We start from the raw sequence: 18701 nt of genomic DNA on the forward strand, positions 1-18701 counted from the left end.
GTTATTTCAATGGAGAAAACAACAATGATAAGACAAATACCCGTTCAGCAGGACAGGCTTTTACGACCGCGGCTATTGCCTTTTTTACTGCCCGGTGCGCCAACAGATCATGGCACTCATTCCGAACAAGCAAAAAATACAATTCAGGCGCCTGGCAAGCATCTGGCGCAGGCATCCGGATCGCTGAGTGTCCTGATGATTAGTGTCGCTTTGAACACAACCATGGCACATGCCAATGCTGCACCGTCTGATCTGGAGCGCATTACGGTCACTGGTAGCCAGTATACGTTAGCCACCCGGCACAATACGCACTTCCTCTCCAAAGAGCGTATTGAGTCAATGCCGCACATTGCCGATGATATTTTTCGGCTTATGCCCGCTTTACCGGGTGTCGCCGCAGGTGATTACTCTGCTAACTTTTTTGTGCGCGGTGGGCATTCGGATGAAGTACTCGTTTTACTGGATGGACAGCAACTTTACCGGCCTTTTCATATGAAAAGCTTCAACAGTGCGTTTAGTATTGTCGATACGGACAACGTAGGCGCAATGGACTTTTCCAGCGGCGGATTTACGGCACGCTATGGCAACAAAATGAGTGGTGTCATGGCGATTGAGAGCCTCTATGACATGCCGCAATACGAACATAGTCTGGGAGTAAGCTTCATTAATGCCAGAGCCGGCTCACAGGGCACATTTGACGACGACAAAGGCAGCTGGCTGGTATCGGTCAGACGCGGTTATCTTGATCTGGTACTGGACGCAGTAGAAGACGAATCAAATAAGTTTGAACCCATATATGCGGATTTGTTTGCCAAGGTCAGTTACGAGCTGACGGATACCCAGTCGCTGTCAGGGCACTTTCTTTACGCCTGGGACGATGAAATACTTGATGACACCTTTACCGAATGGGATGGAGTCCGGGAATATCAGGTGAAGGAAAAGGTCAGTGGTGAGTACAGCAGCGCCTACGCTTGGGTGGTCCTGCGCTCCGACTGGCGTGAGGATCTGAGCAGCCAGACGCTGTTGTCAGTCGCCAGAGTTGAAGAAAACCGCAGCGGCGGTCAATATGATCCGACCGAAGTGTGGCTTACCCTGGACGATAACAAGTTTTTTTATGCTTACTCACTGAAACAAGACTGGCAGTGGCGTGTCAGTGACAGTCATTATCTGGAGTCCGGTTTTGAAGCCAAATACCTGGATGCAGAGTATGACTACTGGCTGGAGGCCTGGTATCAGGTAAATTATGATGGTGAAGATTACCGCCAGCAAAAAACACAGCTAACCGCATCCGGTAATGTGTTTGGTGCCTATATCAGTGATCGTTGGCGACTTAACCCTGACTGGGTAGCTGAGCTGGGTCTGCGCTGGGATCAGCAAGATTATTATGGGTTTACCAAAGCGCAATGGAGCCCACGAGTCGCGCTTCTATATCAGCCAACAGACGCGCAGCGGATTTCCCTGAGTGCCGGGGATTACTACCAGCCTGAGGATATTCTCAGCTTGCAGGTCGCCGATGGCAGCACGGAGTTTCATGGCGTTGAGAAAGCGCGCCATGTTATTTTATCTTATCAACATGCGCTGAGCCCGGCATTTCAATGGCGCGCCGAAGCATATTTGAAAAAACTGTCTCAGCTACGGCCCTGGTATGAAAATGCCTTTGATCTTTATGAATTCTTACCTGAAGGACAGGCCGACAGATATCGGGTTGCGCCAGACTCAGCCAGAGTCAAAGGTGTTGAGCTGAGTTTTCAGCACCACATTACTTCCAAATGGCAGTGGCATGCGAGTTACAGCTGGTCTAACGCACAGGACAGCATTAACGGTCGCTGGTATCCGCGCAGTTGGGATCAAAGGCACGCTGTCAAGCTGACGAGTCGTTATCAGTTTGATAATGGCTGGCAGATAAGTGGACTGGTGTATTTTCACTCTGGCTGGCCTATGACTGGCGAGTCAGGCCGCCTGGTAAAAAATACGCCCAATGGAACATACGAAATCCAGCGCAGCCTTAATGAGCGTAATCAGCTTAAACTGGGTAATTACAAACGCATAGATATGCGAATTCATAAAATCTATCCGTTATCAAACAGTGAGTTAACTGTTTTCTTTGAAGTTTCTAATTTACTGAACTTTGACAATGAATGTTGTATTGATCGAACCAGCTATTCAGTAGATGGACAAGGAAAGTTACTCAAAAAGGAAGAGCGGGGGCACTGGCTGCCGATTATTCCGTCGTTCGGGGTTAAGTGGGCATTTTAACTTTGGGTGAGATAAAGCCCGGTTCATGCACCGGGCTGAAATCAGACTGTGGATCAGTCCTGAACTGAGCGAAGCAGGGCGTTGATGCCTACTTTTTCACGAGTTTGCTGGTCCACTTTCTTAACGATAATCGCCGCATACAGGCTGTGAGTACCGTCTTTGCTTGGTAATGAGCCTGGCACGACAACGGCGCCGGCTGGAACACGGCCATAGTGGATCTCGCCGGTTTCACGGTCATAGATACGCGTACTTTGGGAAATATACACGCCCATTGAAATTACTGCGCCTTCTTCAACAATGACCCCTTCAACAATTTCAGAGCGGGCACCGATGAAGCAGTTATCTTCGATAATGGTTGGGTTAGCTTGCAATGGCTCCAGTACGCCGCCAATGCCTACACCGCCAGAGAGGTGCACATTCTTACCGATCTGAGCACATGAACCGACAGTGGCCCAAGTATCAACCATAGTGCCTTCATCAACATAAGCGCCAATATTGACATAAGACGGCATCAAAACCACATTTTTGCCAATGAAGCTACCCTGACGTGCAACGGCGTTGGGGACCACACGCATGCCGCCTTGCTGAAATTGCTCAGGGGTATAATCGCTGAACTTAAGGGGCACTTTATCGAAAAACTGGTTTACTCCGTCATTCATAGGCTGGTTATCGCGAATACGGAATGAGAGCAGAACCGCCTTTTTCAGCCACTGGTGTACAACCCACTCGCCGCTGACTTTCTCAGCAACGCGTGCTGCGCCTGAGTCCAGTAAAGCCAGTGCATCAATGATGGCATTTTTTACCTGAGGTGATACATCACTGGGAGTGATGGTATCGCGTTGTTCCCAGGCTTGTTCAATTGTGGTTTTTAAATCCGACATAGTGTCCTCATTTATTCAGATTCTGCATTGAGTTTTTTCATCAGTGAGCGATGTAACGATGCTTTGGCATCTTCACTGAGACGTTGGTAATCTTTGTCCGAGACCACAAAGAAATCCTCCGCGCGTTCGCCTACTGTGGTAATACGTGCGGCGTGAATGTGCAGTGAATGGACTTGAAAAACTTCGGCAATTTTAGTCAGTAAGCCGGGAATATCCACTGCCTGGATCTCAATCAGGTTTCGGTCACTACGGGCGTGGGGGCGTACCACGACCTTAGGTTTAATATTAAAGTCTTTAAAGCGCTGCGAGCGGTTCTTTTTCAGCCGGATTTTCTTTTTCGGATCGGTGAGGATCACTTCCAGGCTGCGGCGCAAAGTTTTGGCCCGGGTACCACTGATGGGGCGACCGTCTACTTCCAGTATGACAAAGCTAAAGACCACATAACCATCTTTGGTTGTCAGTACCTGAGCATGCTGGATCTGGGCCTTCTTGGAACCAATGACCGCCACCAGTTTGGCAAATAAACTGGCTTCGTAAGGCGCATAAACAAACACCTGGGTACCGCCATGCATAGGCTGTTCTGATACAACTACGCAGGGCTGGCTTAAGTCATCTCGGCCGAGCAAATATTCGGTTTGCCAGGAAATTTGCTGCTCGCTGAATGCGGTAAAATAGTTGGCTTTAAAGCGTGCCCAGATCATGTCAATCAGGTCTTCGCGATAGTCTTTATTGATCAGCCGCTGTTTTGCCTGTTGTTTCTTATCGCGGATCTGATCACGCATATCCATGGGGTTTTCCAGACCCAGGCGCAGCGCCCGCTGCGTGAGCAAATAAAGCTCACGCAATAAAGTGTTTTTCCAGTCATTCCACAGATTATCGTTGGTTGCGCGAATATCGGCAACGGTCAGACAATAGAGATAGTCGAGCTGGCGCTCGTTTTTAATGCGTGTGGCAAATTCGTTGATCACTTCCGGATCATTGATGTCCTTACGCTGCGCGGTGACCGACATCAACAGGTGGTTTTCGACCAACCAGGCAACAAGCTTACAGTCGGAGGAAGAGAACCCGTGCATTTGTGCAAAGGCGGAGGCATCAACGGCTCCCAGCTCAGAGTGATCGCCGCCCCGGCCTTTGGCAATATCATGGAAGATACCTGCCAGATACAGCAGCTCAGGTTTATCCATGCGGGTGACGATTTCAGTACACAGCGGGAATTCGCCCTGGTGCTCATGACTAAAATAGCGATAAATATTGTTGATAAGCTTGTGCGTATGCTCATCAACGGTATAGGCATGGAACAAGTCGAACTGCATCTGTCCAAAGATATTTCGCCATTGTGGCAAGTAGGCGGCGATGATCCCATGCTTGTGCATTAGGGTAAAGGCGCGGCCCATGCCGTTAGGGTGCTTAAGCAGTCGCATGAGCGCGTCACGGCAAGCAGCGTAATCTTGTAAGTCACCCAGCAGGCGTCGTCTGACCTGACGAACGGTGCGAATGGTGCTGGGGTCGATGTCGGTAATTTCCGTGTTATCCGCAATATGTTCAAATAGTAAAATGAGATTTTCCCGGCGAAAAAACACGGACGGATTTTTCACCCGAATTTTATTTCCGACACGTTCAAAGTGGTTATCGAGCGGTATCACGGTTTGTTCGCTTTGGTCGGGTAAAATGCTCTGTTCAAAGTAGGCCAGCAGCATCTGGTTCATTTCACGCACCCGGCTCATGATCCGGAACAGGCGTTTCATCATGCGCTCCACAGACGCCTTACCTTCGGAACCAAATCCCAGCAGCTCAGCGGCATGCGGCTGGTAATCAAACAACAAGCGATTTTCACTGCGCCCGGCTGCCAGATGGAGTGCAAAGCGGATATTCCAGAGGTTCTCCAGGCATTCCAGCAGCTCCTGATATTCTTCGTGGGTCAGATAGCCATGACTTATCAGCTCTTCGAGTGTTTCTGCATGAAAGTGCTTTTTAGCAACCCAGAAAATGGTCTGAAGGTCGCGCAGGCCGCCGGGGTTTTCTTTGATATTTGGCTCAAGGTTATAGGCGGTGCCATGACACTTTTTACGCCGCAGTCGTTGTTCTTTGACCTTAGCGATAAAGAACTCATCTGACTGCCAAATGGGCGTTTCAACAATGTGGCTTTTGAGTCGCTCAAACTCAACGTGATTGCCGCAAATTAAGCGACTTTCCAGCAGGCTGGTGGTGAAATGCACATCTTCGCGCTTTTGTTCAAGCACCTGTTCATGGGTTCGGACACTGTGGCCAATATCCAGATTAAGATCCCACAGCAAGGTCATGAATGACTCCAGAGACTCTGTCAGCTCAGGTCCGGGTTCTTGTTTACAGAGCAACAGAAAGTCAATGTCGGAGTATGGGTGTAATTCTCCGCGACCATAACCACCGACCCCTATCAGGGCTAAGTCAGGGAATTGGGCCAACCCGGTGTCGGCGTACAACTTAATCAACAGGCGGTCGATAAACTCGGCCCGGGCATTGATCAGCTGTCTGACGGGTTGCTTAGAAAACTGGTTGTTCAGCCATTTATAAAAATAGGCTTGACAGTTTTTGTAATCGTTTAAGGTTTGCGCTTCGTCGAGAAGCGTTTTTACTTTGTTTGGTAGTGCCACCTGGGCTCCCTATGTTGCGCGCAAAACTCACAGCTCAGTTTTACACTAAGTCACAAAAAAATGCGAGGTTGTGATTGGAGAAGGGTGTTTAACTGGATGAAAAGGCAGCATAGTGAGCGGATGGTAACGCCACCGCGATGGTGGCGTTGATATGGCAAGGATTAAGCGCTGTGCTCAATCACGCGCTCAATGGTGTCGTCGCTGCGCAATGTCAGGATCTCAACACCGTTTTCTGTAACCAGCAATGTGTGCTCCCACTGTGCAGACAGGCTGCGGTCCTTGGTTACCACGGTCCAGTCGTCTTTCAGCAGTTTGCAGTGGCGTTTGCCGGCATTGACCATGGGCTCAATGGTCAGACACATACCTGCCTCAAGCGCTTCTCCGGTGCCTGCTTTACCATAGTGGACGATTTGCGGTTCTTCGTGGAATTCTGCGCCAATGCCATGGCCGCAATATTCGCGGACGATAGAGTAATTAAAGCCTTCCGCATATTTTTGGATAGCAGCGCCAATGTCACCAATGCGTACACCTGGCTTCACCATGCGAATGCCTATGTACAGCGCTTCCTGAGTGACTTCGCTCAGGCGCTTGCCCTGAATACTGGGTTTGCCAACAAAAAACATCTTTGAAGTATCGCCATGATAGCCATCTTTGATAACGGTCACGTCAATGTTGATGATGTCGCCATCTTTGAGTGGCTTGTCGTTTGGAATACCATGACAAATGACATGATTTACTGAGGTACAAATCGACTTCGGAAAACCATGGTAGTTAAGTGGGGCAGGGACTGCTTGCTGCACATCTACAATGTAGTTATGACAAATGGTGTTTAGCTCATCGGTCGTCACCCCTGGTTTGACAAAAGGTTCAATCATTTCCAAGACTTCAGCGGCTAACTTACCGGCAACACGCATCTTTTCGATTTCTTCAGGGGTTTTGATCACTGCACTCATTGAGACTCCAAGTCATAGTTTCGACGCAACAACATCGGGCTAGTTTATGAACGATTTTTAGCCCAAACGTTGAGTTAATTTCTTTTATATGGTATAAAGCGCGCCGTCTTTTTACAAATAAATCTTTCGGCCGATTCAGGCTCTCAGGTTGTTTGTAACGAAGACCACACGAAATTTAATTTTAACACACACACATATCGACACATACACTTGGGTGCAGGTGAGGGACAAATAACCGGTTTACCGGAGTGCCAAACTTGTTGGTGTTATGGGATATGTGGAGGCCTAACCCTACTTAATTTAGAGGAAAATACAAATGGCAAACGTTTCAATGCGCGATATGCTTCAAGCTGGTGTTCACTTTGGTCACCAGGCTCGTTACTGGAACCCTAAGATGAAGCCTTTCATCTTCGGCGCTCGTAACCGTGTTCATATCATCAACCTGGAAAAGACTGTTCCTATGTTCAACGATGCACTTAAGTTCCTTTCGAACGTTGCATCTAACAAAGGTAAAATCCTTTTCGTTGGTACTAAGCGCGCTGCAAGCGAAGCAGTTAAAGAAGCAGCTATTCAAAGCGAGCAGTTCTACGTAAATCACCGTTGGTTAGGTGGTATGTTGACTAACTGGAAAACAGTTCGTCAATCAATCAAGCGTCTTAAAGACCTTGAGACTCAAAGCCAAGACGGTACTTTCGAGAAGCTGACTAAAAAAGAAGCTTTGATGAAAACTCGCGAAATGGAAAAGCTTGAGAAGAGCCTTGGTGGTATTAAAGATATGGGCGGTCTTCCAGACGCTATCTTCATCATCGATGCTGACCACGAGCACATCGCTATCCGTGAAGCAAACAACCTGGGCATTCCAGTAGTATCTGTTGTTGATACTAACTCTAACCCAGATGGCGTTGACTTCATCATCCCAGGTAACGATGACGCGATCCGCGCTATCCAGCTTTACACTGGTGCTGTAGCGACTGCTATCACTGAAGGTCGTGAAAGCAACATCGTTGCTCAAGCTGAAAGCGACGACTTCGTAGAAGCTGAGTAATTGATTGCATACCGCGCCACTGGCAACACCTAGTTTGCGGGTGGCCGGTCGCAACGCACTAAGCTGTCATCAAGTCTTCATCTTATTTATCTGGAGACTTGATATTCTTTACAAGCGGTAATTCGCTTATCAAAAAACCGAATTCAGAATTGAGGATATTCTAATGGCTGTAACTGCTGCCCTAGTTAAAGAACTTCGCGAGCGCACTGGCGCTGGCATGATGGATTGTAAAAAAGCACTAACTGAAACTAACGGTGACATCGATCTAGCTATCGAAAACATGCGTAAGAGCGGTGCTGCTAAAGCGGCTAAAAAAGCTGGTAACATTGCTGCTGAAGGTACAATCCTTATCAAGCAAGGTGAAGGTTTCGCTGCACTTCTTGAAGTTAACTGTCAAACTGACTTCGTTGCTAAAGACGAAAACTTCCTGGGTTTTGCAAACACTGTTCTTGACGCTGCTGCTGAAGCGAAAACAGACATCGAAACTTTGAAAGCTAAGTTCGAAGAAACGCGTGTTGCACTAGTTGCTAAAATCGGTGAAAACATCAACGTACGTCGCGTTGAGTACATCGATGGTGCAAACATCTCTGCTTACCGTCACGGCGACCGTATCGGTGTTGTTGTAACTGGTGAAGCTGACGAAGAAACGCTGAAGCACGTTGCAATGCACGTTGCTGCTTCTAAGCCTGACTACCTAAACCCAGAAGATGTACCTGCTGAGGTTGTAGAGAAAGAAAAAGCGGTTCAAGTTGAAATCGCTATGAACGAAGGCAAGCCTGCTGAAATCGCTGAGAAAATGGTTGTTGGCCGCATGAAGAAGTTCACTGGTGAGATCTCTCTTACTGGTCAAGCTTTCATCATGGAGCCTAAGAAGTCTGTTGGTGAGTACCTGAAAGAAAAAGGTGCTTCTGTTTCTTCATTCATTCGCCTGGAAGTTGGTGAAGGTATCGAGAAGAAAGAAGAAGACTTCGCTGCTGAAGTTGCTGCTCAAATCGCGGCTGCTAAAGGCGAATAATCACGCTTAGGTGATTAAGTGATGCAAAAGCCCCCTCGATATGAGATTTGCTTTTGCGTCACTGCACAAAATTCTCTAAAATAACCGCGCATTTATGTCTTTCATAAGCGCGGTTATTTTGTATCTCACTTTTAATTTGGCCCGGAAATTATGACTATCAATCGAAAACCTGTTTTTAGACGCGTTCTTCTTAAACTTAGCGGCGAAGCTTTGATGGGAGATGAAGGCTTTGGAATCGATCCTAAAGTATTGGATCGTATGGCCCAAGAAATAAAAGAACTTGTAGAACTCGACGTAGAAGTGGGTTTGGTTATCGGCGGCGGTAACTTTTTACGTGGCGGCTCGTTAGCCGAAGCGGGCATGAATCGCGTAGTGGGCGATCACATGGGCATGCTGGCAACTGTGATGAACGGCCTGGCAATGCGCGATGCACTACACAGAGCGTTTGTGAATGCACGTCTGATGTCTGCCATTCCTCTGAATGGTGTTTGTGATGCGTATAACTGGGCAGAAGCAATCAGCTTACTGAAATCTGGCCGCGTGGTTATTTTCTCTGCGGGTACCGGTAACCCGTTCTTCACAACCGATTCGGCAGCTTGTTTACGCGGTATTGAAATTGAAGCAGACACTGTCATTAAAGCGACCAAAGTAGACGGCGTATTCAGTGATGACCCTGTTAAAAACCCGGATGCAGAATTACACCGTCACCTGACGTACAATGAAGTGATTGAAAGAGAATTAAAGGTTATGGACCTGGCGGCATTTACGCTGGCCCGTGACCACAACATGCCTTTGAGTGTATTCAACATGAACAAACCTGGCGCGTTAAAGCGGGTTATCATGGGTGAAGAAGAAGGTACGTTAATCAGTACACAACCAGCTGCAGAGTAAGCGCTCTGGCGCATTGGCTGGCAATACCAGCAACTTAACCTGCAAGCTGAGTCCGATTAATACAGTAAAGAATAGGATAGCACTGTGATTGATGATATTAAAAAAGATGCGCAAGAGCGCATGACAAAAAGCGTAGCTGCGCTGGCAAGCCAGCTATCTAAAATCCGTACTGGCCGTGCACACCCGGCATTGCTCGATGGCATCTCTGTGTCTTACTACGGTGCTGACACGCCACTTAATCAGGTTGCTAACGTGACGGTAGAAGATTCACGTACACTGGCTATCAGCGTGTTTGACAAGTCTTTGGCACAAGCGGTAGAAAAAGCGATCATGGCGTCTGATCTGGGTCTTAACCCAATGTCTGCGGGTACGGTTATCCGTGTACCACTTCCTCCGCTGACGGAAGAGCGTCGTAAAGACCTGATCAAAATCGTACGTGGTGAAGTTGAAGGCGGTCGTGTTGCGGTTCGTAACATTCGTCGTGATGCCAACGGTGACGTAAAATCACTGCTGAAGGATAAAGAGATTTCTGAAGACGAAGCACGTCAGACAGAAGACGAGATCCAGAAGCTAACTGATAAGTTTATCAAAGAGATGGACACTCAGCTGAGCGCTAAAGAAGCAGAGCTGATGGAAATCTAAGCAGCCACAAATTTATTAGGTTTGCAGCGCCGTCTAAGGTATACTAGACGGCGTTTTTTTTTACTTAAATAGGCATTATGATTTTAACCGCTGACGCAATTTCACAGCAATCTCTGCCCAAACATGTCGCTATTATTATGGATGGAAATGGTCGTTGGGCTCAGGCGCGTAAGCGTCCCCGTGCATATGGACATAAAAAAGGGGTGGATTCAGTTCGCAATGCTGTGCAGTTTTGCTCTAAGCTAGGGATAGAGTCATTGACGTTGTTCGCTTTCAGTAGTGAAAACTGGCGTCGTCCAGAGGACGAAGTCAGCACTTTGATGGAATTATTCCTGTTTGTATTGAGTAAAGAAGTTAAGAAGCTCCATAAGAACAATGTGAAGCTGTCCATCATCGGTGATATCTCGCGCTTCCCAGCCGGGTTGCAGCAAAAAGTTGTCGATGCAGAACAGTTAACCGAGCACAACTCGGGACTCAAGTTGAACATCGCGGCCAACTATGGCGGTCGCTGGGATATTGTGCAGGCAGCTCAATCGCTGGCTGAGCAGGTCGCTGAAGGCGCCATCCAGGCGAGCGACATTACAGAAGAGGCGATTTCGTCACGGCTGACTATGGCGGATCAAACCCCGCTTGATCTGTTGATCCGCACCGGTGGAGATTACCGCATTAGTAATTTCTTACTGTGGCAGGCAGCGTATGCTGAGCTCTACTTTACCGAAACATTATGGCCAGACTTTAATGAAGAAGCGTTTTCAGAAGCGCTTGCCAGTTACGTTTCTAGAGAACGACGTTTCGGTTGTACCGGCGAACAAATAAAACAATTACTCGCCGAGAGCAAAACAACAAGTTAAAGGTACAAAATTTGTTAAAACAACGTGTTATGACGTCGGTGGTGCTGGCGCCACTGGCTTTACTATTGGTATTTTTTACGCCGCTGAATTTATTTAGCGTGATTGCCGGTGCCATTATTCTGATGGGTGCCTGGGAATGGGCGGCCTTTATCGGCCTGACTAATCGCCTGCATAAAGGCATTTATGTTGTCATGATGGCCGCGGTTCTGACAGTTCTTCATACCCACTGGCCGATCACAGAGCTTTGGCATCAGGGACGTCTGGTGGCCGATGCAAACTACGTTTTTACTCTTGCCGCGGCCTGGTGGCTGGTTGCGACTGTTCTGGTTATGAATTACCCGCGCATGGCGAAAGCCTGGAATGAAGGCATGATTATGCGTACTATAGCTGGCTTTTTGACCTTAATTCCACTTTGGCTGGCACTGAATGTGCTGCGCAGCGCAGAGTATCATCAGGCAGAGCAATATGGCTCAGTGTTAATTATGGTGGTGCTGGGTATCGTCTGGAGTGCAGACATAGGGGCTTACTTTGCCGGTAAAAATTTTGGCAAACACAAATTAATGCCCAATGTCAGCCCCAATAAAACGATTGAAGGGTTAATTGGTGGTTTACTGACGTCTGTCGTGTTTGTGGTCATTTTCTGCTATTACAGCGACGTAGAGCAACATCAGTGGCTATTATATGCTGGTTTAACCGTTGTGATTGCGCTGTTTTCTGCCGTCGGTGATTTACTGGAAAGCATGTTTAAACGTGAAGCCGGATTAAAAGACTCGGGAAAATGTCTGCCAGGACATGGCGGTATTCTTGACCGTATCGATAGCTTAACTGCGGCTGCGCCGATTTTTGCCTTGTTGTACGCCTGGACGGTGACACTATGAGTGACAAGCAAAACCTGGTGATCTTAGGGTCTACGGGCTCTATAGGTACATCAACGCTGGATGTCGTTGAGCGAAATTGCGCACACTATCAGGTTTTTGCGCTGGTTGCCGGGCGCAATGCTCAACTGGTTATCGAACAGGCTCTAAAACATCAGCCTCGCTATGTTGTTATGGGGACTGAGGACGCTGCCAAAGAAGTAAGTTCAGCACTGAGTACCCAACAGACTGAGGTGCTCTGTGGCACTCAGGCCATGTGTGATATTGCCGCTCATACTGACGTCGACATTGTGATGTCGGCCATTGTCGGTGCAGCGGGATTATTGCCAACACTGGCAGCGGTAGAGCAGGGCAAGAAAGTTTTGCTTGCCAATAAAGAATCTCTGGTCATGTCAGGCCAGTTATTTATGGATAAAGTAAAACGCCACGGTGCGATTTTGCTGCCCATAGACAGCGAACACAATGCTATCTTTCAATGTTTACCAGATGCCTTGCAACAGGGGGCTAGCACGGCCCTGGATGCTCAAGGGATCCGTAAAATCCTGCTAACCGGTTCCGGGGGCCCTTTTCTTAACCGTGAAATTGATACACTGGCCGATGTGACCGTGGCTGAGGCTGTTGCACACCCTAACTGGTCAATGGGGCAGAAGATCTCGGTAGACTCCGCGACCATGATGAACAAAGGACTGGAGTTTGTTGAAGCAAAATGGTTGTTTCATTGCCAGGCAGACGACATTGAAGTGGTTATCCACCCACAAAGTATGATCCACTCCATGGTGCAATACATAGATGGCTCCGTGATTGCGCAAATGGGTCAGCCTGATATGCGTACTCCCATTGCTTATGGTCTGGCCTATCCTGAACGGATAGACGCGGGCGTTAAGCCTCTCGATTTTGCGGATATTGTTGATTTCACCTTTACCAAGCCTGATTTCAATCGCTATCCCAACTTGAAACTGGCAATCGATGCATGTCGCAGTGGTCAGTCTGCCACAACGACCCTGAACGCGGCGAACGAGATTGCGGTTGCGGCCTTTTTGAATGAGCAAATTGGTTTTTGTGATATTTATCGCATAAATGCTGAAGTACTTGAACGTTGCCACCTCGAACCTTTACACTCTGTGGACGCGATAATGGCACAGGATGCGCAAGCCCGCAGACTTGCCAGGGAACTGATCAGTAAGTAGGAGTCACTATGTTGGAATTTTTCTGGAACCTGGGTTCTTTCATTGTCGCACTGGGGATCTTGGTGGCTGTACATGAATATGGCCATTTTTGGGTTGCCAGAAAAGCCGGTGTGAAGGTACTCAGATTCTCAATTGGGTTTGGTAAACCTTTGGTTCGTTGGCACGATAAACTCGGTACTGAATATGTCATTGCCGCTATTCCTTTGGGCGGCTATGTTCGCATGCTGGACGAACGTGTGGACGAAGTCTCCGCGTCAGAACAGCACCTGTCATTTAACAACAAACCCGTCCTGTCCAGAATTGCCATTTCAGCAGCAGGACCACTTGCAAACTTCCTGTTCGCCATTTTTGCCCTCGCATTGATGTATATGGTCGGCGTTCAGAATGCCAAGCCCATTGTCGGAAACGTGACCGAGCGTAGCATCGCAGCTCAGGCTCAGGTGCAACCGGGCGATCGTATTATCAGTGTTGATGATGAGGTTGTTCAGTCCTGGCAGGAAGTGACCTTTGCGTTGATGGGTGGACTGGGTGAATCGCAAGTCATCCTCAAAGTTCAGGACAGTGAGGGGCTGCTCGCTTTGCGTCAGCTCGATACCCGCGAGTGGCGACTGGAAGAGCAAGATGTGCCACCTTTGACGTCTGTGGGTATCCAACCGTATCGTCCCAATCTGAAACTTGAAATTGCACAAATAGCGTCAGGCTCTGCTGCCGAGCAAGGCGGTTTGGCGGTTGGGGATAAACTGCTGCGTTATAACGATGAAACACTCGACTCCTGGGAGCAATTTGTTCAGCTGGTTCAAACCTCAGCGCAGCAACGCAGTCATCTGGTCGTGCAAAGAGCAGGTGCTGAGGTTGACCTTTACCCGACACCACAGGGCCGCGAAGACAATCAGGGAATACTTGTTGGCTATCTGGGTGTAGTCCCTGTGCTTGAGCCCTGGCCGAAAGGGTATATTGAAACTAGACAATACGGGGTATTCGATAGTATCGTGCTGGGCGTTAAAAAGACCTACGACTTAACTGCGCTCAGTTTTGAGATGATTGGTAATTTATTGACCGGTCAGGTATCGGTTAAAAATCTCAGTGGGCCGGTTGGCATTGCTGTTGGGGCCGGGAATAGTGTGAGTTATGGGTTTGTCGCATTTTTAGGCTTTTTAGCATTAATTAGCGTCAACCTGGGGGTTTTCAACCTTTTACCCCTGCCGGTCTTAGATGGCGGGCACTTAATGTATTACTTTATTGAACTTATTCGCAAAAAACCGGTCTCTGAAAAGACACAAGAGTTAGGCTATAAGGTGGGTGCAGTTGTGCTCCTGGCGCTAACTTGTTTTGCACTACTTAACGATGTATCGAGGCTTTAGGCCGCTAGGTGCGATAGCAATTGAGGCGCACTGTTCGCCGTAAGCTGTAAAGGATAAAGATAATAAAATGCCTATAAAAAAACATTTAGCTGTAACGAGTTTACTGGGCGCGAGCTTTGCTGCTCTGGGGCAAAACTCCTTTATCGTAGAAGATTTGAAAGTTGAAGGCCTGCAGCGCGTTGCGCTGGGCGCTGCGTTAACACATATTCCTATCAACGTGGGTGATCAAGTTGATGACTATACGGTGTCTAAGACGATTAAGGCGCTATTTGCATCTGGCCATTTTGATGATATCGCCGCATATCGCGATGGCAATCAGGTTATTTTCAAAGTTAAAGAACGTCCAACGATTGCCTCAATCGAATTTGATGGCAACAAAGACATCAAAGACGAGCAGCTTCAGGAAAGCTTAGATCAGCAAAATATTCGTGCCGGTGAAACCTTAGACAGAACGGTCATTGATAGTGTAGAGAAAGGCCTTATCGAATTCTTCCATAGTATCGGTAAGTATAACGCTAAGATTGAGATGACCATTGTTGAGCTGCCTCGTAACCGGGTGAGACTGAAGCTGGACTTTGATGAAGGTGACGCGGCGTCGGTCAGACAGATCAACTTGGTTGGTAATGAACTGTTCTCGGATGAAGAGTTGCTGAAACTGGTTGAATCGCAGCAAGATTTACCCTGGTGGAAATTCCTGTCAAGCGACCGCTATCAGAAGCAAACCATTGAAGGCGATCTGGAAAAGATCCGAAGTTACTACCTGGACCGTGGTTACCTGCGTTTCAATATTGACTCGACCCAGGTGTCTGTAAGCCCGGAGCGTGAGTCTGTCTACGTGACAGCGAACCTCACCGAGGGTGAGCAGTACATGGTGAAAGACTTTGAGTTCATCGGAGATCTGTTGGGTCGGGAAGAATTGATCCGCAGCGTGGTACCATTAAGAAGCGGTGAGTTGTACAACGGCTCAATCGTGACAGCCACCGAAGAATTTATCAAAAGTTACCTGGCACGCTTTGGTTATGCCAATGCCGAGGTGCGTACTGTGCCTGACATTGATGATGAAAACAAAGAAGTGAAGCTGACCCTGGCGGTTGACCCTGGCAAACGCGTTTATGTGCGCCGTATTGCGGTCAATGGTAACCAGGTCACTGCAGACCACGTTGTTCGTCGTGAAATGACGCAACTTGAAGGCGCCTGGTTATCTAACCAAAGCCTTGAACGCTCAAAGTTACAGATCCAGCGTCTGCCTTATATGGAAAGCGTTGACTTTGAAGTCAAGCCAATTCCAGGTGTTGACGATCAGGTCGATGTTGACTTTAAAGTTAAAGAGCAGCCAGCAGGTAGTTTCCAGGCCGGTGTCGCATATGGTTCATATGGTGGTTTGCAGTTCAACGTGGGCGTGAGTGAGTCTAATTTCCTCGGAACAGGTAACCAGCTGGCCTTTAATATTAATACTGGCCGGGGGTCGAAGCGTTATACCGTTTCTTACACAAACCCTTACTTTACGCCAGATGGTGTGTCACAGGGTAGCAGTATTTTCTACAGTGATTTTGATGGCTCTAAGCTGGGCCTGATTGATTACGACCAGACCAACTATGGTATTGGTACCAATTTTGGTTTCCCAATCGATGCCGTTAACCGCATTAACTTTGGTGTGCGCTGGATAGAAGAAGAGCTGGATCGTATCCCGGATTACGAGCAATCACGGGTAATGCGACTGGCGTTTACCGATCCGGAAAACCCGGATGCTGGGTTTGATTTTACTAAGTATGAGCTGAGCGTGGGGTGGTCACGGATCACTGTTAACCGCGGTATGTTCCCGACAGATGGTTCACGTCAGAGTGCGACCTTCAGGATCACCACTCCTAACTCAGATCTGAACTTCTTTAAATTGAATTACGACTCGCGTTTCTACTGGCCAATCAGTAATGACCATCGTTGGGTATTCTCGGCGCGTACTGGTCTTGCTTATGGTAACGGTTACGGTGACGTCAACGGCTTTGAGCAAACGCTGCCATTCCAGGAGTTCTATCGTATAACCGAAATGGAGCTGCGAGGTTTTGACCGCAATACTATCTTGCCACGTGCGCTGCAGCGTGTACCTTCTTCAATTGGCGGTACGCCATTACCGGATGGCACAATACCAGGTTCGATTGGTGGTGATCCGCAGTTTGACAATCTGATCCAGGGCGGTCGTATCGGTGGTAACGCAAAAGCCTTAGCAGGCATTGAGATGATTGTACCTACGCCTTTCCTGGAAGAAGAAAACACCAGCTCAGTGCGTACCAGCTTCTTCATTGACGCTGCGAACGTCTGGGATACTGAGTTCGATGCCGATCGTTATACGAACTTGTCGCCTGATGTGTATAAAACATTATCAGATTACTCTGATCCAAGTCGATTCAGGGTATCTACAGGCCTATCTGTACAGTGGATCTCACCAATGGGACCTATGCTGATCAGTTTTGCCTACCCACTGAAAAAAGAAGAAGATGATGAAACTGACTTCATCAGCTTTAACATAAGTAATACGTTCTAAGGAGCTAATTGTGAAAAACCTTTTTAAAACTTCGGCCATGGCGCTGATGGCTACACTCATGATGGGTGCTTCTGCGTCTGCGTTTGCACACAAAGTTGGCCTGGTTGATATGCAAAACATCTACTCAAAATTGCCGCAAATGGCCAAGATTGAGCAAACTTTGCAATCTGAATTCGCAGAGCGTCGCCAAGAATTAGAAAAACTACAAGGTGACATCCGTTTCGAAGCCGAGAAGTTCAAGCGTGAAAGCGCAACAATGAGTGAAGATCAGCAAGTTGCATTGCGTGAAAAAATTCAGGGCATGCAGCAAGAACTTGCTACAAAAGGTCGTCCACTTGAGCAAGAAATCAAAGTGCGTCAAAACCAGGAGCTGGCAAAAGTACAGAAACTGATCGTTGATGCGATTGAAGAAGTTGCCAAAAAAGGAAAATACGACGAAGTTCGCGTAAAAGATACGACAATTTACTTTAACCCTGATAAAGTTTCTGACCTGTCGGATAAAATTGTTGAAGTAGTCAGTAAAAAGTAATGACCAAACACTACACTTTGTCGCAGTTGGCTGACGCTGTGGGCGCCGAATTACAAGGCGATCCGGCTCAGTCAATTGAGAAAATTGCCACCTTGCTTAGTGCGGGTGGTCAGGACATCGCGTTCCTGGCAAATAAAAAGTACCGTAGCCAGCTTGCATCAACGCAAGCGGGTGCCGTGATCCTGGCACCTTCTGAGGCTGAACACTTTTCTGGCAATAAGCTAGTCTGTGACAACCCTTATGTTGCTTACGCTAAACTTGCGCAATACATGGATACCACACCTGACTCAGCTCAGGCGATCCACGAGCGCGCCTCAGTCCATGAGTCAGTGAAGCTTGGCAGCAATGTCAGTATCGGTGCCAATGCTGTGATAGAGGCGGGCGTTGAGCTGGGTGATGACGTACAGATTGGCCCTGGTTGTTTTGTTGGAAAACATACGCGCATTGGCGCAAAAACTAAGCTGTGGGCAAATGTCACGATTTATCATGAAGTCGTGATTGGAGAATCCTGTTTATTCCAGTCTGGTGCTGTGATCGGCAGTGATGGCTTTGGTTATGCCAACGAAGGTGGAGAATGGGTTAAAATTCCTCAGCTTGGCAGCGTCATTATCGGTAACCGCGTAGAAGTCGGGGCGAGCACGACGATAGACCGTGGTGCGTTAGACGACACAGTGATCCATGATAACGTGATTTTGGATAACCAAATTCAGATCGCACACAATGTTGAAATTGGCTACGGTACGGCGATTGCTGGCTGTAGTGTTATGGCCGGTAGCGTGAAAATCGGCAAATATTGCCAGATTGGCGGTATGGTGGCAGTCAATGGACACAATGAAGTGTGTGACGGAGTCGTCATTACGGGGATGAGCATGGTGACAAAAGGGATCTCCGAGCCGGGGATTTACTCATCAGGTATGCCTCACACCACCAATAAAGAGTGGCGTAAGAACATTGCTCACCTACGAAACCTTTCGGATTTTAAAGCGCGACTAAAAGCGCTGGAAAGCCTCACAGAACAGCTTAAACATACTGATAACTAAAGGATG

15 protein-coding genes are annotated in these 18701 nt (G+C 48.0%); 12 read left to right on the top strand and 3 right to left on the bottom strand.

Going from position 1 to position 18701, the window contains the following annotated elements; translation table 11 throughout:
• Positions 1-24: 24 nt before the first annotated feature.
• The gene (locus AT705_RS19030; protein ID WP_058797797.1) at positions 25-2256 is read left to right on the top strand and encodes a TonB-dependent receptor plug domain-containing protein; all 2232 of its coding nucleotides are present in this window, start codon (positions 25-27) and stop codon (positions 2254-2256) included.
• Positions 2257-2309: 53 nt separating this feature from the next.
• Here the strand turns inward: AT705_RS19030 and dapD are convergent, their stop codons facing one another.
• From dapD to map, 3 genes are all read right to left on the bottom strand, one after another.
• Positions 2310-3137, bottom strand: a complete 828-nt coding sequence (gene dapD, locus AT705_RS19035; RefSeq protein WP_010385745.1) for a 2,3,4,5-tetrahydropyridine-2,6-dicarboxylate N-succinyltransferase — start codon at positions 3135-3137, stop codon at positions 2310-2312.
• A gap of 11 nt (positions 3138-3148) precedes the next feature.
• Positions 3149-5767 (bottom strand): [protein-PII] uridylyltransferase, encoded by a 2619-nt coding sequence (gene glnD / locus AT705_RS19040; RefSeq protein WP_058797798.1) that lies wholly within the window; start codon positions 5765-5767, stop codon positions 3149-3151.
• Positions 5768-5928: 161 nt separating this feature from the next.
• Positions 5929-6720, bottom strand: a complete 792-nt coding sequence (map, locus tag AT705_RS19045) for a type I methionyl aminopeptidase (protein ID WP_058797799.1) — start codon at positions 6718-6720, stop codon at positions 5929-5931.
• A gap of 316 nt (positions 6721-7036) precedes the next feature.
• Here map and rpsB point away from each other — a divergent pair, with 316 nt between their 5' ends.
• The 11 genes from rpsB (at position 7037) to lpxD (ending at position 18695) form a co-directional block, all read left to right on the top strand.
• Positions 7037-7765 carry a 30S ribosomal protein S2 gene (rpsB, locus tag AT705_RS19050; RefSeq protein WP_049866374.1) on the top strand — a complete coding sequence of 243 codons (729 nt, stop codon included), beginning with the start codon at positions 7037-7039 and terminating at the stop codon, positions 7763-7765.
• A gap of 163 nt (positions 7766-7928) precedes the next feature.
• Positions 7929-8780: a translation elongation factor Ts gene (gene tsf / locus AT705_RS19055; RefSeq protein ID WP_049866373.1), complete on the top strand. Its 852-nt coding sequence runs from the start codon at positions 7929-7931 to the stop codon at positions 8778-8780.
• Between the two features lie 150 nt (positions 8781-8930).
• Positions 8931-9671, top strand: coding sequence for a UMP kinase (gene pyrH / locus AT705_RS19060; RefSeq protein ID WP_010385750.1), 741 nt, complete (start codon positions 8931-8933; stop codon positions 9669-9671).
• A gap of 84 nt (positions 9672-9755) precedes the next feature.
• The gene (gene frr / locus AT705_RS19065; RefSeq protein WP_058797800.1) at positions 9756-10313 is read left to right on the top strand and encodes a ribosome recycling factor; all 558 of its coding nucleotides are present in this window, start codon (positions 9756-9758) and stop codon (positions 10311-10313) included.
• 77 nt (positions 10314-10390) lie between these two features.
• Positions 10391-11164: an isoprenyl transferase gene (locus AT705_RS19070; protein ID WP_058797801.1), complete on the top strand. Its 774-nt coding sequence runs from the start codon at positions 10391-10393 to the stop codon at positions 11162-11164.
• An 11-nt stretch (positions 11165-11175) separates the two neighbouring features.
• Complete coding sequence (locus tag AT705_RS19075; RefSeq protein ID WP_058797802.1) at positions 11176-12042, top strand: phosphatidate cytidylyltransferase; 867 nt, start codon at positions 11176-11178, stop codon at positions 12040-12042.
• Positions 12039-13226, top strand: a complete 1188-nt coding sequence (ispC, locus tag AT705_RS19080; RefSeq protein ID WP_058797803.1) for a 1-deoxy-D-xylulose-5-phosphate reductoisomerase — start codon at positions 12039-12041, stop codon at positions 13224-13226. The genes AT705_RS19075 and ispC overlap by 4 nt, the downstream gene beginning before the upstream one ends.
• 8 nt (positions 13227-13234) lie before the next feature.
• On the top strand, positions 13235-14587 hold the full coding sequence (gene rseP / locus AT705_RS19085) for a sigma E protease regulator RseP (protein WP_058797804.1): 1353 nt from the start codon (positions 13235-13237) through the stop codon (positions 14585-14587).
• 67 nt (positions 14588-14654) lie between these two features.
• Positions 14655-17126, top strand: a complete 2472-nt coding sequence (gene bamA / locus AT705_RS19090; protein WP_058797805.1) for an outer membrane protein assembly factor BamA — start codon at positions 14655-14657, stop codon at positions 17124-17126.
• 10 nt (positions 17127-17136) lie between these two features.
• Complete coding sequence (locus AT705_RS19095) at positions 17137-17655, top strand: OmpH family outer membrane protein (RefSeq protein WP_049866302.1); 519 nt, start codon at positions 17137-17139, stop codon at positions 17653-17655.
• On the top strand, positions 17655-18695 hold the full coding sequence (lpxD, locus tag AT705_RS19100) for a UDP-3-O-(3-hydroxymyristoyl)glucosamine N-acyltransferase (protein WP_058797806.1): 1041 nt from the start codon (positions 17655-17657) through the stop codon (positions 18693-18695). Before AT705_RS19095 ends, lpxD begins: the two co-directional genes overlap by 1 nt.
• Positions 18696-18701 lie beyond the last annotated feature (6 nt).

This window comes from Pseudoalteromonas rubra (genome assembly GCF_001482385.1).
In the GTDB taxonomy this organism is placed as follows: Bacteria; Pseudomonadota; Gammaproteobacteria; order Enterobacterales; family Alteromonadaceae; genus Pseudoalteromonas; species Pseudoalteromonas ardens.

Coding starts and splice junctions, on each gene's coding strand:
- AT705_RS19070 (WP_058797801.1), top strand. CDS start 10,391: ATGATTTTAACCGCTGACGCAATTTCACAGCAATCTCTGCCCAAACAT.
- rpsB (WP_049866374.1), top strand. CDS start 7,037: ATGGCAAACGTTTCAATGCGCGATATGCTTCAAGCTGGTGTTCACTTT.
- rseP (WP_058797804.1), top strand. CDS start 13,235: ATGTTGGAATTTTTCTGGAACCTGGGTTCTTTCATTGTCGCACTGGGG.
- bamA (WP_058797805.1), top strand. CDS start 14,655: ATGCCTATAAAAAAACATTTAGCTGTAACGAGTTTACTGGGCGCGAGC.
- ispC (WP_058797803.1), top strand. CDS start 12,039: ATGAGTGACAAGCAAAACCTGGTGATCTTAGGGTCTACGGGCTCTATA.
- map (WP_058797799.1), bottom strand. CDS start 6,720: ATGAGTGCAGTGATCAAAACCCCTGAAGAAATCGAAAAGATGCGTGTT.
- dapD (WP_010385745.1), bottom strand. CDS start 3,137: ATGTCGGATTTAAAAACCACAATTGAACAAGCCTGGGAACAACGCGAT.
- AT705_RS19030 (WP_058797797.1), top strand. CDS start 25: ATGATAAGACAAATACCCGTTCAGCAGGACAGGCTTTTACGACCGCGG.
- lpxD (WP_058797806.1), top strand. CDS start 17,655: ATGACCAAACACTACACTTTGTCGCAGTTGGCTGACGCTGTGGGCGCC.
- pyrH (WP_010385750.1), top strand. CDS start 8,931: ATGACTATCAATCGAAAACCTGTTTTTAGACGCGTTCTTCTTAAACTT.
- tsf (WP_049866373.1), top strand. CDS start 7,929: ATGGCTGTAACTGCTGCCCTAGTTAAAGAACTTCGCGAGCGCACTGGC.